Origin of the sequence: uncultured Capnocytophaga sp. (assembly GCF_963525585.1) — a bacterium.
In the GTDB taxonomy this organism is placed as follows: Bacteria; Bacteroidota; Bacteroidia; order Flavobacteriales; family Flavobacteriaceae; genus Capnocytophaga.
Window position 1 is genome coordinate 1 of the sequence record NZ_CAURLX010000031.1, and the last position, 15,550, is coordinate 15,550.

14 protein-coding genes are annotated in these 15,550 nt (G+C 36.3%); 7 read left to right on the forward strand and 7 right to left on the reverse strand.

The window, feature by feature from the left end; translation table 11 throughout:
* The first annotated feature begins 62 nt into the window (after positions 1-62).
* On the forward strand, positions 63-578 hold the full coding sequence (locus tag RYK20_RS07785) for a DUF2892 domain-containing protein (RefSeq protein ID WP_297980947.1): 516 nt from the start codon (positions 63-65) through the stop codon (positions 576-578).
* 65 nt (positions 579-643) lie between these two features.
* Here the strand turns inward: RYK20_RS07785 and RYK20_RS07790 are convergent, their stop codons facing one another.
* The 6 genes from RYK20_RS07790 to rpiB form a co-directional block, all read right to left on the reverse strand.
* Positions 644-2,548 carry a S9 family peptidase gene (locus RYK20_RS07790; RefSeq protein ID WP_314895000.1) on the reverse strand — a complete coding sequence of 635 codons (1,905 nt, stop codon included), beginning with the start codon at positions 2,546-2,548 and terminating at the stop codon, positions 644-646.
* Between the two features lie 59 nt (positions 2,549-2,607).
* Positions 2,608-3,729 carry a molecular chaperone DnaJ gene (gene dnaJ, locus RYK20_RS07795; RefSeq protein WP_297980939.1) on the reverse strand — a complete coding sequence of 374 codons (1,122 nt, stop codon included), beginning with the start codon at positions 3,727-3,729 and terminating at the stop codon, positions 2,608-2,610.
* A 27-nt stretch (positions 3,730-3,756) separates the two neighbouring features.
* Positions 3,757-4,428 carry a nucleotide exchange factor GrpE gene (locus RYK20_RS07800; protein WP_297980929.1) on the reverse strand — a complete coding sequence of 224 codons (672 nt, stop codon included), beginning with the start codon at positions 4,426-4,428 and terminating at the stop codon, positions 3,757-3,759.
* Positions 4,429-4,518: 90 nt separating this feature from the next.
* Positions 4,519-5,271, reverse strand: coding sequence for a YoaK family protein (locus RYK20_RS07805; RefSeq protein WP_297980920.1), 753 nt, complete (start codon positions 5,269-5,271; stop codon positions 4,519-4,521).
* Positions 5,272-5,287: 16 nt separating this feature from the next.
* Positions 5,288-6,307 (reverse strand): phenylalanine--tRNA ligase subunit alpha, encoded by a 1,020-nt coding sequence (gene pheS / locus RYK20_RS07810; RefSeq protein WP_297980918.1) that lies wholly within the window; start codon positions 6,305-6,307, stop codon positions 5,288-5,290.
* A 30-nt stretch (positions 6,308-6,337) separates the two neighbouring features.
* Positions 6,338-6,760, reverse strand: a complete 423-nt coding sequence (gene rpiB, locus RYK20_RS07815) for a ribose 5-phosphate isomerase B (RefSeq protein ID WP_297980915.1) — start codon at positions 6,758-6,760, stop codon at positions 6,338-6,340.
* Between the two features lie 135 nt (positions 6,761-6,895).
* Between rpiB and RYK20_RS07820 the strand changes: the two genes are divergently transcribed.
* Positions 6,896-7,666 carry an MBL fold metallo-hydrolase gene (locus RYK20_RS07820; protein WP_314895001.1) on the forward strand — a complete coding sequence of 257 codons (771 nt, stop codon included), beginning with the start codon at positions 6,896-6,898 and terminating at the stop codon, positions 7,664-7,666.
* 31 nt (positions 7,667-7,697) lie between these two features.
* Here RYK20_RS07820 and RYK20_RS07825 read toward each other — a convergent pair whose 3' ends face one another.
* Entirely contained in the window at positions 7,698-9,815 is a 2,118-nt protein-coding gene (locus tag RYK20_RS07825) for a glycoside hydrolase family 97 protein (RefSeq protein WP_314895002.1), read from the reverse strand.
* A 281-nt stretch (positions 9,816-10,096) separates the two neighbouring features.
* Here RYK20_RS07825 and lon point away from each other — a divergent pair, with 281 nt between their 5' ends.
* The 5 genes from lon to RYK20_RS07850 all read left to right on the forward strand — a co-directional run bounded on the left by lon (position 10,097) and on the right by RYK20_RS07850 (position 15,508).
* Positions 10,097-12,556 carry an endopeptidase La gene (gene lon, locus RYK20_RS07830; protein ID WP_314895003.1) on the forward strand — a complete coding sequence of 820 codons (2,460 nt, stop codon included), beginning with the start codon at positions 10,097-10,099 and terminating at the stop codon, positions 12,554-12,556.
* Positions 12,557-12,648: 92 nt separating this feature from the next.
* Positions 12,649-12,945, forward strand: a complete 297-nt coding sequence (locus RYK20_RS07835; protein ID WP_314895004.1) for an ErpK protein — start codon at positions 12,649-12,651, stop codon at positions 12,943-12,945.
* Positions 12,946-13,035: 90 nt separating this feature from the next.
* A complete protein-coding gene (gene ffh, locus RYK20_RS07840; protein ID WP_311456396.1) occupies positions 13,036-14,382 on the forward strand; it encodes a signal recognition particle protein in 1,347 nt (448 codons plus the stop codon).
* Between the two features lie 25 nt (positions 14,383-14,407).
* Positions 14,408-14,869, forward strand: a complete 462-nt coding sequence (locus tag RYK20_RS07845; RefSeq protein WP_314895005.1) for a DUF2750 domain-containing protein — start codon at positions 14,408-14,410, stop codon at positions 14,867-14,869.
* Positions 14,870-15,085: 216 nt separating this feature from the next.
* Positions 15,086-15,508: a hypothetical protein gene (locus RYK20_RS07850; protein ID WP_311456400.1), complete on the forward strand. Its 423-nt coding sequence runs from the start codon at positions 15,086-15,088 to the stop codon at positions 15,506-15,508.
* Positions 15,509-15,550 lie beyond the last annotated feature (42 nt).

The window sequence follows — 15,550 nt, forward strand, 5'->3', positions numbered from 1 at the left end:
GTGCGTGAGGTCGCTGGTTCGAGTCCAGTCATCCCGACTATTTTTTAATCTACTTCACAAAAATGTTTCACAGATACATAAAAATAGTTCTGGCGGTACTACTCATCGCCTTTGCTGTTTATCAATTTACTTTAGGTAAGATTGGAAACGGAATTTTTTTAATACTTCTTGCAGCTTTCCCTATATTATTTTATTTTAGGAATGAATTTCTCTTATTAGCTTTCCTAAGGCTTCGAAAGCAAGATATGGAAGGAACTAAAAAGTGGCTTGATAAGATAAAGAATCCTGAAACAGCTCTTATAAAAAAGCAAAGAGGTTATTATAATTATCTATATGGGCTTATTTTCTATCAAATTAATTTGACCCAAGCTGAAAAATATTTCCGAACAGCCTTAAAGTATGGTCTAAATATGAATTATGATGAGGCAATGGCTAGGCTAAGTATAGCTGGAATTCTTATGCAAAAGAGACGAAAAAGAGAAGCTCAAGAGTTCCTATCACAAGCTAAAAAATTAGACAAACAGAACTTACTAAAGGATCAAATCCGAATGATGCAAGAGCAAATGAAGAAAATATGAAAATATAATGATAATTAATAAAAAATAAATAGAGGATGTCAAAAGAAACATCCTCTATTTATTTTTTACTTTAGAGTTTCTTTTAACCAATCAAAAAAGGTTCGTTGCCACAGTAGTGCATTCTGAGGCTGTAATACCCAGTGGTTTTCATCAGGAAAATAGAGAAGTTTGCTCTTAATACCTCTAAGCTGAGCAGCTGTAAAGGCTTGAAATCCTTGTTCTTCAGGTACGCGGTAGTCTTTTCCTCCGTGTATCACTAGAATAGGGGTATCCCAATTACCTACTTTTTCAATAGGATTAAATTCGGTATAAGCCTTTTGAGCAATAGGATTATTTTTGTCCCAATAAGCACCTCCAAATTCGTGATAATTGAAGAAAATTTCTTCAGTAGTACCCAGCATACTTTGCGTATTGAATACTCCACAATGAGCAATAAAAGTCTTAAATCGTTTGTTATGAATGCCAGCAAGATAATAGACAGAATATCCTCCATAGCTGGCTCCTACAGCTCCCAAGCGTTGTGTATCCACATAAGGTTCCTTGGAGATGTCATCAATAGCAGCTAAATAATCTCGCATAACTTGTCCTCCCCAGTCTCCACTAATTTCGGCATTCCAAGCTACTCCGTGTCCAGGCATTCCCCTTCGGTTGGGAGCTATTACAATATAACCTTTTGAAGCCATTAATTGTAGGTTCCAACGGAAACTATAGAACTGAGTAAGAGCTGACTGAGGACCTCCTTGACAGTAGAGTAAAGTAGGATATTTCTTCTTAGGATCAAAATCAGGAGGGTAGATTACCCAAGCAAACATATCCTTCCCATCAGTAGTTTTTATAATACGTTCTTTGACAGGGCATTTAGCAATATTTTCATATAAATTATCGTTGATATGAGAGAGTTGTTTTACCTCTAGAGGGGCTTTTTTTCCTGTAATATCAACTGTATATATTTCAGTAGCTCTGTTCATATCATTTCGAGAAACCACTAGGAGATTCCCAGATTGCCCTAGAATATGTCCAATATCAAAGATTCCTTTGGTGAGTTGTTTAGGAAAAGGATTTTTAGCAAAAGGTTCTATTTCAAAGAGTTGTTGAGTCCCATTGGTAGCAGTAATAAAATAGATTTTTTTTCCATCATTACTCCAGATATAGCTAAAAACGGTATTATCCCAATTTTTGGTGATATTTATCTTTTTACTATTTTGTAGGATGTATAGGTCATTTTTATCAGCTTCATTGCCATCGTGTTCCATACTCAACCAAGCAAGAATACCATCTTTATTAAAGGAAGGATAAGTATCATAGCCCATCATCCCTTCAGTAAGATTGATAGTTGTTTTCTTATCAATATCATATTCATAGATATCAGTATTAGTACTCACAACATATTCTGTACCCACCTTAGGCTTAGTTACATAGAGAACTTTTTTTCCATCATTGCTCCATATATAATCCTCACTCCCTCCTGAAGGAAGTTGAGGGCAATAATAGGGAAGTCCCTCCATAATATCAGTTTGCTTCCCTGTAGCTACATCTTCTACAAATACGTGGTTATAAGCTCCTTCATTCCATTTGTCCCAGTGGCGATGGTCTAGAGCATTATAAACCTTTCCTGAAGATTTTTCTAAATCTTTATAGAAGTCTTTAGCAAGAGTAGGCGTCATTTTTACCTCTTTATCCACTAATTTTAGACTTTTGTCAGCATTGAACTTAGTGGTAAGTAACTCTATTTCTTCTTTAGTAATAGCAATAGGAGTTCCTCCCTTGATGGGAAGTTTGAAGAATTCCTTTTTGAAAGAATTTTCAACAATATTTGGTGTAGAAACACTCAAAAGGACAAAATTCTTATCAGGGGAGAGTCCTATCCCACTTACACGATGTAGCTCCCATAACTTTTCAGGCGTTAAGAGTTGCTGAGAATAAGCACTATACCCCATAAAAGCTGTAAGTAATAATATGATTTTTCTCATAACATATATAATTAGAAATCTTTATCATTGCTCAAAGAAGAATTAAGTTGTTATTATATTTAGGAAAACATATCTTTTACTTTCTCAAAAAAGCTTTTATCAGATTTGTCAGGATTAGGAGAAAAATTATCATCATCCAGCATCTTCTGGAAAAAGTTCTTTTGTTCTTTGGTAAGCGTTTTAGGCGTCCAAACATTCACATGTACAATAAGGTCTCCAGTACCATACCCATTGATATTAGGAAGTCCTTTTCCTTTCAGGCGAAGAATCTTTCCTGATTGGATTCCTTCCTCTAACTTGATACGAACTTTTCCTGTAGCTGTTTCTATTTCCTTGGAAGTACCTAGTACAGCTTCAGGCATACTGATGTATAGGTCAAGGTGGAGATTTTCTCCTTCTCGTTTGAGGGTTTCGTGTTCTATTTCTTCAATAAGAACTAACAAATCTCCAGCGATACCGTTATTGCCAGGAGCTTCATTTCCTTTTCCAGAAACTTTCAGTTGCATTCCATCCATCACCCCTGCAGGTATTTTGATAGAAACAGTTTCTTCGGTGCTTTTAAGTCCTTGAGCATCGGTATCATTAGCTTTTTTATCAACTACTTCACCACTTCCCCCGCAACTAGGACAAGGAGAAGAGGTTTGCATACGACCTAGTACTGTATTTACCTCCCGAACAATACTTCCATTTCCGTGGCAATTACTACAGCTTTTGTAAGTAGTCCCTTCAGCTTTGATTTTTCGCTGTACTTTAACCTTCTTTTCTACTCCAGTGGCAATATCACTTAGGCTAAGCTTTACCCGAATGCGGAGATCTCCTCCTTTTACACGGTAGGAACGAGAGTTTCCTCCTCCAAAACCTCCAAAACCTGTAAATCCGCTGAAATGTCCTCCAAAAATATCTCCGAAATTACGGAAAATATCTTCCATTGTAGAGCTGTATCCACCTCCAGCTCCCCCTTCAAAGGCAGCGTGACCAAATTGGTCATACTGAGCGCGTTTTTGTTCGTCACTTAGTACTTCATAAGCCTGAGCGGCTTCTTTGAATTTTTCTTCTGCATCTTTATCACCAGGGTTTTTATCTGGGTGGTATTCTAAGGCTTTTTTACGGTAGGCTTTCTTAATCTCAGCACTACTTGCACTTTTGCTAACGCCTAAAATTTCGTAATAATCTCTTTTCATCTATTTAATTCGGTTCGCTAAAAGGATTTATTGTCCTACAACTACTTTAGGATAACGGATGATTTTTTCACCCAATTTGTATCCTTTTTCTAAGACATCAATAACCTTTCCACTAAGTTCTGCAGAGGGAGCTGCTACCTGTGTAATTGCCTCATGAATTTCGCTATCAAAAACATCAGAAGCAGCTACAGGGATTTCTTCTAGTCCTTTTGACTTGAGAGTATTGAGGAATTTGTTGTAGATAAGCTCAACACCTCGTATCAGATTTTCATCGCCAGACTTGGAGATTTCGGCTAGAGCTCTGTCAAAATCATCTAGGATAGGAAGCATTGTGAGTATGACATCTTGTCCTGCTGATTTGAGTAATTCTATGCGCTCTTTGGCAGTTCTTCTTTTATAGTTTTCAAATTCGGCAAAAAGACGCATAAACTTATCTTTTTCTTTATGAAGCTCATTCTCTAGAATAGAAATTGCTTGATCAGCATCTCCATTATCTTTGGGTGCCTCAGCCTTAGGAGAAGGAACTTCCTGTGCAGTTTCTTCAGCAGTTATAGGCTCATTTGCCTCAGTTGTGTTAGAAGGCTCCTCTGGTGTATGGTGTTCTTCTTCAATGATTTCTGCGTCTTGATATTCTGCATCATATAGAGAAGCATCGTCAAAAGAATCCTCGTGAGGATTATGGGTGTTTTCCGTACTCATTCTTAAATTATTTTTTTATTTAGTATATCAAAAGCTTTGCCAAAAAATAAAAAGTGACAAAATGGCATATTTAGTTTGTGTAGTATATTTTTACTTTTTAGGATGGAACTTTCTATGTTTTCTTTTCTTGGTAAGGTAACGGAATCGTAAATCATCATAATAGAGCCCAGATAGGAGTATCACAATAGCAAAAAGTAAAGTTTTGAATCCTAATCCCATTTCTATATATGAAAAACCTGCAAAAAAACCTCCTAGGAAGAAAAAAATAACAATAGAGAGGCGTAACTTGATGCTATTTTTTATCTTTTGTTCCTGCTGAAAGTAATTATTCCTTTTCAGATAGAATAATTGGGAAAGTTCAATACCTAAATCTGTAAAAAGTCCCGTTAAGTGAGTGGTGCGAACACTGGCATTGGATATCTTAGTTACAAATGAATTCTGTAATCCCATTGCATAAAGCAACATAAAAGTAGTGACTTCGTGAGGAAAATCTTTATTAATATGATTGAATAGGACTACTCCTCCTAGCACTAAGCATTCTAATAGAGTAGGGCGGAAGTACTTATTCTGCTGCTTGTGATAATTGGCATCTTCTATAAGCCAACCAGAGGTAAAAGATCCTAAAAGGAAGCAAATGATATACAGCAAATAGATGGTTCCTTTCCAAAAATCAGCAATAGACATATCATAAATGAAAAAAGCGAAGTGCCCCGTAACATTGGTGGTAAGCCTACTGAGGAAGAGAAATCCTACTACATTGACCATACCAGCCACAAAGGAGAGCACTACAGCTATTTCCAAGTTATTTTTGGCAGAACGATTTTTGCCTTGATGCCTGAACATTATGAAAAATAAGCTTTTAGATAGAGCTTTTAAATTGTTCTAAGAAGCGGATATCATTTTCATAGAAAGTACGGATATCCCCTATTTGATATAGGAGCATAGCTACTCGTTCTAAGCCAATTCCAAAAGCAAATCCTGTATATTCTTCGGGGTCTATATTACAGTTCTTTAGTACATTAGGGTCAGTCATCCCACATCCCATAATCTCAAGCCATCCTGTTCCCTTGGTGATTCTATAATCAATTTCATTATTCAATCCCCAATAAATATCTAATTCGGCACTAGGCTCAGTGAAAGGAAAGTAGGAGGGGCGTAAGCGGATTTTGGACTTTCCAAACATCTCTTGAGTGAAATATAAAAGAGTCTGTTTTAAATCGGCAAAAGAAACTCCTTTATCTATATAAAGCCCTTCTATCTGATGAAATAAACAATGAGAACGAGCCGATACATCTTCATTACGATAAACTCTACCAGGGGCAATAATACGAATAGGAGGCTGGTGATTCTCCATATAACGAACCTCTACAGAACTAGTGTGTGTATGTAGGAGTATATCAGGGTTCGTTTGTATAAAGAAAGTATCTTGCATATCTCTTGCAGGATGGTACTCAGGTAAGTTTAGTGCTGTGAAATTATGCCAATCATCCTCAATTTCAGGACCTTCAGCAATACTAAAACCTACATTGGAGAAAATTTCTATTATTTTGTTCTTAATTAGAGAGATAGGGTGCCTTCCTCCTATGTGAATAGGGAAAGCAGGGCGAGAAAGGTCATTATACTGAGTAGTAGCCACATTCTCTCCTGAAAGCTTTTCTTTTAGGGCATTTATCTTTGCTTCTGCTTTGTTCTTTAGTTCATTGATAATCTGACCAAAGTCCTTTTTCTCTTCTTTAGGAACTTCCTTGAATTGGGCAAAAAAATCATTAAGAAGTCCTTTTTTTCCAAAGTACTCAATGCGAAACTGTTCTAATTCTTCCTTTTTTTCAGTAGCAAAAGCCTCTACACGTGCAATATGTTCTTTTATTTTATCTATCATAAAAAAGCAAATTTCAATATATGATTGTGGTTAAATTTTCTCTACACGGCGTGAATGCCTGCCTCCCTCGAACTCTGTGGTAAGGAAAGTCTTCACCATTTCAATAGCTTGTTCTATAGCTGTGAATCGGGCAGGAATACTGATAACATTGGCGTCATTATGCAGGCGAGCAAGGGAAGCAATTTCCTTTGTCCAGCATACAGCACAGCGCACTTTGGCGTGCTTGTTAGCTGTCATTGCTACACCATTTCCACTTCCACAAATGAGGATTCCTACTTGGGCTTCTCCCTTATCAATAAGCTCTCCTACAGGGTGGGCAAAATCAGGATAATCTACACTCTCACAGAGGTCTGTACCTACATTGATTACTTCATAATTCTCCTTTTTAAGGAAAGCAATAATGGCTTCTTTGTAGTGAGTACCAGCGTGATCATTTCCAATAACAATTTTCATTAGTGCGTCTTTTTAGGGTGCAAAGATACATCTTTTTTAATAGTTTTGAAAAATATTCTCGAGAAAAATTGTACTTTTGCAAAAGATTATGCTTCCTTGACCTTTGGGCTAATCTCTTTATTAAATATAATTCCAATGAAGCTCACCTTTTTAGGTACAGGTACCTCACAAGGGGTTCCTGTAATAGGGATGAATACCCCTGTAGCACATAGTAAAGATAAGAAAGACAAGCGATTACGTACTTCAGCTCTTCTTTCTTGGGGAGGAGTAAATGTAAATATAGATTGTTCTCCAGACTTTCGCCAACAGATGTTACGACATAAAGTTCAGCATCTGGAGGCTATTCTTTTTACACACGAGCACGCTGACCATACTGCAGGCTTGGATGATATTCGTCCTTTTGTACATAAGCAAGGAGATATGCCTATCTATGGACTTCCTAGGGTAATTGAACAGTTGCGTATTCGTTTTGCTTATATTTTTGCTACCGAAAATCGTTATGCAGGAGCTCCTTCTGTAAAAGTTTTTGAGGTAGAAGATACCACTCCTTTTGTTCTATTTGGTAAAGAAGTGATTCCTATTGCAGTGCAACACGGGACACTTCCTATTTTAGGATATCGGATAGGAAATATGGCTTATATTACAGATGCAAAAATTATTGAAAAAGAACAACTTTCTAAGCTTTATAAGGTGGATACTCTTGTGCTAAATGCTCTCCGAAAAGCACCTCATCCTACTCACTTGAATATAGAGGAAGCTCTAGAGCTTATAAAAGAAATTCGCCCCCGACAGACCTTTCTCACTCATATTAGTCAAACAATGGGATTTCATAGTCTTGTACAAAAGGAGCTTCCTCCTTATGTATTCCTAGCATATGATAATCTGGTGGTTACTATAAAAGATTAGGAGGCATTTCTGCCCCCTAATTTTTAATGTTTTATTCTATAGGTTTGATACTAATAGCATAACCTCCTCCAGAGGCTGCTGTGAGCTTGAGCTTAGTTTTATGATTTACTTTTTGCTTGAAAATTTTATAAGATTTGGCATTATGCTTATAGCTAGCATCTTTTCCATCTACATAGAGGGTAGCTTCATAATTCTTACCTTTGTCTAAAAAGTTCAATAATAATTCGGAATTGTGTCCGTTTTCATTGGCAGTACAGCCTATGTACCATCGGTTACTATGCTTATCCTTACGGGCTATGGTGATGTATTTACCTGGTTCAGCTTCCAGATAAACACTTTTCTGCCAATCTACAGGAACTTCCTTGATAAACTCAAGAGCATCAGGGAATTTTTCATAATTTTCAGGGAGGTCAGCAGCCATTTGTAGAGGGCTATACATTGTTACATATAACCCCAATTGCTTTGCTAGGGTACTGCTTACTTTGTGAGGATTTTCGGGATTCACATTTACAATATCAGTTTCAAAGATACCTGGGGTGTAGTCCATAGGACCTCCTTGTAAGCGGGTAAAAGGAAGAATAGTAGTGTTGAAAGGTTTTACGGTTTCTAAGGCTTCATATTCGGTGCCTCGTGCAGATTCGTTACCAATAAGATTAGGATAGGTACGGCACAAGCCAGTAGGGCGTACTGCCTCGTGAGCATTGACCATAATTTTATGCTTAGCGGCTTCTTTAAGAGCATAGAGATAGTGATTCACAGCCCATTGTCCGTAATGATGTTCGCCACGAGGGATAATACTTCCTACATAACCACTTTTTACAGAATTATATCCATAATCATTCATCAGCTGATAGGCTTTTTCCATATGGCGTTCGTAGTTACGTAAGGAAGCGGAAGTTTCGTGGTGCATCATTAGTTTTACACCTTTACTATGAGCATAATCGTTAAGATCTTTGAGGTCAAAGTCAGGATAAGGAGTTACAAAATCAAAAACATAATCCTTGGAATGGTCAAACCAGTCTTCCCAACCAATATTCCAGCCTTCTACCAATACTTGATCAAATCCGTGCTTAGCAGCAAAGTCTATATAACGGCGTACTTTCTGATTATTAGCTGCGTGAGTGCCATTAGGTTTTGTTTTTTTATAATCTACTTTATCTAGGTCAATAGTAGGGAGGTCATTGGTATAAGCCCAAGATGATTTTCCTGTAATCATTTCCCACCAAACGCCTATATATTTTACGGGTTTTATCCAAGAGGTGTCTGGTAGGGCACAAGGATCATTTAGGTTTAGAATTAAGCGAGAGGCAAGTATATCACGAGCGTCATCACTGACCATTATGGTACGCCAAGGAGTATGATAAGGAGTATATAGGTGTCCTTTGTTTCCTTGAGCATCAGGGGTAAGGTGTGATTGGAAGATGAATTTTTTATCGTCCAGATTCAAGTGCATACAGGGATAATTCACTAGAGCAGCCTCGTGCAAGTTGATATATAAGCCGTCTTGGCTTTTCATCATCAGAGAGGTCTGTACTCCAGTAGGAGAGAAAGGAGTCTGGCAGACGTTTTTAATCACAGCCTGAGGCATTTGCTCACGAATCTGGGAGAGCTTACACTCAGTATAGTCATATTCTTGTGTATCATAATCTCCTGGAATCCACCAAGCGGTATGGTCTCCTGCCATAGCAAATTGGCTAAGCTCTTCTGAAATTACAAAATAAGTAAGTTCTTTCTGCTGGGGGAACTCATATCGGAAGCCTACCCCTTCATTATATACACGAAAGCGAATATTCATCTTTCGGAGGGAGGTAGTTTGTTCTAGAGAAACTAATAATTCGTTATAGTGGTTAAGAATCTCTGTTTCTTCTCCCCATACAGGTTGCCAAGTTTCTTTGAAGTTTGTCTTTTGAGCATCTAGAATTTTAAAATTCTCAGTAAGGGATTCGCTTCCCTTTAGTAGGAAACCTAAGCTACTCTCCTTAATAACAGGTTTGTTCTTATAGCTGATTTTATAAAAAGGGACCCCCTGTTTATTCAGGGAAAAAGAAACAACCACATTCCCATTGGGAGAAGCTTGTTCTTGCGCTACAATAGGAATAAAAGTACTTACAAAAAACGAAGTAAGCACACCTAATAATATTCGCTTCATTAGTATTTTGATTAAGGTTACTGAGGTGCAAGATACAATTTTTTTTTCATATTATAAAAATAAAATAGCAAAAAGATATTTAAAAAAACACAAAAACTATTGAGATAAAATAATTCATAGTTCTATAACTTTGGCATATTAATTGCCCTTATATAAGGGTCAGTATTGAAGGAGAATGTTAAATGTCTGATTTTGAATATAATTGATGAATTGAATCTTCTTTTTCAGAAAAATAAATACAAAAACAACTGACAAAATTACATAAATACTCATTATAAAAAATGAAAATAGGAAATTTTGACAGCTTTCTACAAGGGGAAGATTTCACTGAGAATACAGAAATAATCTCTATCAACACAGGAGAGGACAGATTGACTCTACAGGAACCACTCCCAGAGGTACTATCCATTCTTCCTCTGAAAAATACAGTTCTTTTCCCAGGAGTGGTACTTCCTATTACCATTCGTAGAGAAGCTTCTATGCAACTAATAAAAGAGGCTATGGATACCAAATATATAGGAACCATTAGCCAAAAAAATGATATTGAAAATCCACAAAAAGAAGATATCTATAGAGTAGGAACGGTAGCACGTATCCTCAAAACGTTAAAAATACCTGATGGGAGCCTTACTATTTTTGTACAAGGAACATGTCGTTTTCAGGTAGAAGAATTCGTGGAGGAACAGCCTTATTTTAAAGCTAGAGTAAGAGAAATAACAGAGATAAGACCCTCAGAGGAGGATGAGCAGTTCTCCGCCACAATGGAAGTACTCAAGGATATTTCTTTGCGTTTGCTTAAGGAAATGTCCAATACCTCCTATGAACTTCCTTTTACTATCCAGAATATAGAGGATGATCCTACTCTTATCAATTATCTAGCTTCTTATTCTCCTCTTTCGGTAGAGGAAAAACAAGAAATCCTAGAACAAGATAGCTTCCTTACAAGAGCTTGGGCTATTATTAAGTACTTTGGTGTAGAGATTCAGAAAGTTTCTCTACGAAAGGAAATTCAGAATAAAGTACATAAGGATTTTGATAAGCAACAGCGTGATTTCTTCTTACATCAGCAAATCCAAGCTATTCAAAAGGAATTAGGCAATGAATCTTTTGAAGCAGATATTGATAAGTTCAGGGAGCAAGCTAAAAAGAAACAATGGAACGAAAAAATCCAAAAGCACTTTGAAAAAGAATTGGCAAAAATCCAGCGAATGAGTCCTCAGATGCCAGATTATGCGATTCAACGTAATTATATTGATTTGCTTTTAGACTTACCTTGGAATGAATATTCTAAAGATAAATTTGATCTTAAGAAAGCCCAAAAGATATTAGATAAGGATCATTATGGCTTGGAAGATGTTAAGCGTAGAATCATTGAATACTTGGCTGTACTTAAGCTTCGTAATGATATGAAATCACCTATCTTATGCCTTTACGGACCTCCAGGGGTAGGGAAAACTTCTCTAGGACGTTCAATAGCTAAGGCTTTGGGTAGAGAGTATGTACGAATGTCCTTAGGGGGCTTACGTGATGAAGCAGAAATACGAGGACATAGAAAAACTTACATAGGAGCTATGCCAGGACGCATTCTTCAACTGATTAAAAAAGCAGGAAAGTCTAATCCCGTATTTGTATTGGATGAGCTAGATAAGCTTAGCAATGGTTACGGAGGAGATCCTTCTTCAGCAATGCTTGAAGTACTTGATCCTGAGCAGAATAATGAGTTCTATGATAATTTCCTTGAAATAGGTTATGACCTTTCCAAGGTAATGTTCATAGCTACAGCTAATGACCTCAGTACCATACAACCTGCCCTACGTGATAGGATGGAAATTATCAATGTTTCTGGTTATACAATTGAGGAAAAGATAGAAATAGCAAAGCATTTTCTACTTCCTAAAATATTGAAAGAACATGGAGTAGATGCCAAGCAGATACAGTTAGGCAAGAAGGAAATAGAGCGTATAATAGAAGGTTATACAAGAGAATCAGGCGTAAGAAGTCTAGAAAAACAGATAGCTAAGATTGTTCGTTATATAGCTAAGTCTATCGCAATGGAGGAAGAATTCAATCCTAAGGTCTCTACAGATGATATCAGTAAAATACTTGGGATAGCTACAATGGAGAGGGATAAATATGAAAATAATGAAGTGGCTGGTGTGGTAACTGGTTTAGCTTGGACGAGTGTGGGGGGAGATATTCTTTTTATAGAATCCACACTTTCGAAAGGTTCTGGAGGACTTACCATTACAGGAAACTTAGGAACAGTGATGAAAGAATCTGCTACAATAGCCTTGGAGTACATTAAGGCACACGCAGAACAATTTGGCTTGGATGAAAGGCTCTTTGAGCAATATAAGATACATATGCATATTCCAGAAGGAGCGACTCCTAAGGATGGACCTAGTGCAGGAATTACAATGCTTACTTCTCTTTTGTCCTTACTGACCCAACGACGTGTGAAGAAGAATTTAGCAATGACAGGAGAGATTACCTTACGCGGGAAGGTACTTCCTGTAGGGGGAATCAAAGAAAAAATACTTGCCGCCAAGCGAGCAGGAATTAAGGAAATTATTCTATGTAAGGATAACCAGAAAGATATTAATGAAATAAAGCAAGACTATCTACAAGGACTTACATTTCATTATGTAACAGAGATGGAGGAAGTGATAAGTCTTGCCATTACAGATGAGAAAGTGAAAAATCCTAAAATATTTACTTTCACCACTTCTGAAAAATCCTAAATATTGAAAAGTAAAGAAAAATATATATTTTCTTTAACAGTTATATTGAAATAAATCGGTTATTTTTGCCCAATTAATAAAATAAAGTTTTTATGACAAAAGAACAATTTTTGCAAGAAGCAGAAGAAAAAATCAATGCTTTGACAGAAAAAATCAATACGCTAACAAAAAGTGTAGGTATTGAAACAGGAGATCTTAAAGAAAAAGCCCAACAAGAACTCAATAAGCTATTAGCTGACAAATCCTCTCTTTCTGAAAAATTTGAAGCTCTTAAGAATGCTGGAGATGATAAATGGGAAGAAGCTAAAAAGGCTTTCTCTGATGTTACCTCTTCTTCTCTTTCAGAAGGAATACAAAAGGGGATAGATGCTGTTAAAAATCTATTCTAAGAAAAAGTATTTTAATGAATGAAAAAATCCGCTTAAAAGGCGGATTTTTTGCCAAAAAAATTGTATCTTTGCCAGCTTTAAATAAAGATTATGTTTGATAATTTAAGTGATAAATTAGATAAAGCACTACATATTCTTAAGGGACACGGACAGATTACAGAAATAAATGTAGCTGAAACTCTTAAGGAGGTGCGTCGAGCCTTATTGGATGCCGATGTAAATTATAAGATAGCAAAAGAATTTACCTCCAAGGTAAAAGAAAAAGCACTCGGACAGAATGTATTAACTACCTTACAACCAGGACAGTTAATGGTTAAAATTGTTCGTGATGAGCTTACTGAGCTAATGGGAGGAGACGCCACAGGAGTCAATCTTAATGGGAATCCGGCTGTAATCTTGATGTCAGGATTACAAGGGTCAGGAAAAACTACTTTCTCTGGAAAATTAGCAAATTTTCTTAAAAATAAGAAGAGTAAAAAGCCTCTTCTGGTAGCTTGTGACGTTTATCGCCCAGCTGCGATTGACCAGTTGCATATTGTTGGAGAGCAAGTAGGAGTAACTGTTTTCTCTGAAAAAGGCAATAATAATCCTGTCGAAATTGCTCGAAAAGGGGTAGAATATGCTAAAAGCAATGGCTTCAATGTGGTAATTATAGACACCGCAGGGCGCTTGGCTGTAGATGAGCAAATGATGAAAGAAATTGCTGAAATACATAAAGCAGTATCTCCTCAAGAGACACTATTTGTGGTAGATGCAATGACAGGGCAAGACGCTGTTAATACAGCTAAAGCTTTTAATGATGTATTGGATTTTGACGGAGTTATCCTTACTAAATTAGACGGTGACACACGAGGAGGGGCGGCTATCTCTATTAAGTCGGTAGTTAATAAGCCTATTAAGTTTGTAGGAACAGGGGAGAAGATGGACGCTATAGATGTGTTCTATCCTGCTCGTATGGCAGATAGGATTCTCGGGATGGGCGACGTTGTCTCTTTGGTGGAGAGAGCTCAGGAACAGTTTGATGAAGAGCAAGCTCGCAAGCTACAGAAAAAAATAGCAAAAAATCAGTTTGGTTTTGATGATTTTCTTTCTCAGATTCAGCAAATCAAAAAAATGGGAAGTATGAAAGACCTCTTGGGAATGCTTCCAGGAGTAGGAAAAGCAGTAAAAAACCTTGATATAAGTGATGATGCTTTTAAATATATAGAGGCTATTATCTATTCAATGACTCCTGCAGAACGCTCAAATCCGGCTATTATCAATACCTCTCGTAAGAACCGTATTGCTAAGGGAAGTGGGCGAAATATCAATGAAGTGAATCAGCTTCTTAAGCAATTCGACCAAATGAGTAAAATGATGAAGATGATGCAAGGAGGAGGAGCTAAGCAAATGATGCGTATGATGCAAGGAATGCCAGGAGGAATGCCTAAATTCTAAAAATAAATAAGATAATAAAATAAAAATGTCAGAAAGTTCACAATTATTAACAGATAAATACTTTCACTTTATTCGTAAAGTGGTAGCTTCTGGAATCGTTTTTTGTTTAAAAGATGAAAAAGAATATGCAGCAGCTTGTACATCTTCTCAGTTTGAAGCTGAAGATGGGGAGGAAGTGGCAGTAATTCCTTTTTGGTCGGAGAAAGAATATGCACAGAATTGCGTACAAGAAGAGTGGGAAGATTATAAAGTATCAGAGATTCCTCTGGCTGACTTTATGGAAAATTGGTGTTTGCATCTTCTAGAGGAAGATACTGTAGCAGGGATAGATTTTGATGAAGATCTTTTTGGTTATGAAGAACATCCTATTCATTTGCTTAAAGAGCTTATCGCTGAAGTAGAGTCAAATAAACTGAATCTAACTTTCCAGAGCTTTTCTTCTTTGAATGATTTGAGAGATTATCTACAAGAAATAGAACAGGATTAAAAATCATCAAATTAAGAAAAGTCAGAATAGAGAGAATTTCCTTAATAATTCTCTCTATTCTAATGTTAAAAATAATAATAAAATATAAAATATTATTAAATTATTATTTTTTGTAGATTATCTTACAAAAAATGATTATCTTGCACTCTAATAACTTTAAAAGGTTATATGATGAGAGTGTTTTTTTTAATAATAATTTTTTTGTGCTTCTTCTCAATGAAAGCACAGTCTTCTCAAAAGGAAAAAGCAGAACAGTTTATAAGTTCTGTACTTCTTTCTCAGGAAAGTGAGTATTCTAACCTTCTACCATTACTTAAGATAACTCGGATTATTCCAGAGGAAGAAGGAGGAATTCAGAAAATTTATCAGGTATTCTCACTTATTAAGCTACAAATACAAGATCATAGTTATCAGTTAGTTTCCTCACAGGAGGCTTATAAGATAATGGAACAGTGGAATGAAAATAGAGCTTCTGATATTCTAAGTTCAGATAAAGGAACCGTTTTCTATGTGTATTTGCCAGAATTTAATAAGTTTTTAGTTCGTTCTCCGATTGTAGTTAATGAAAAAAATGAAATCATAGCTATATTTATAGGTTTTTGTAAAGGAGAAAATCATATTTGTTTGGATTATTTGTAAATATTATTCCTAAATTACTCTTTTTTTACTTTTTTGAAAAAA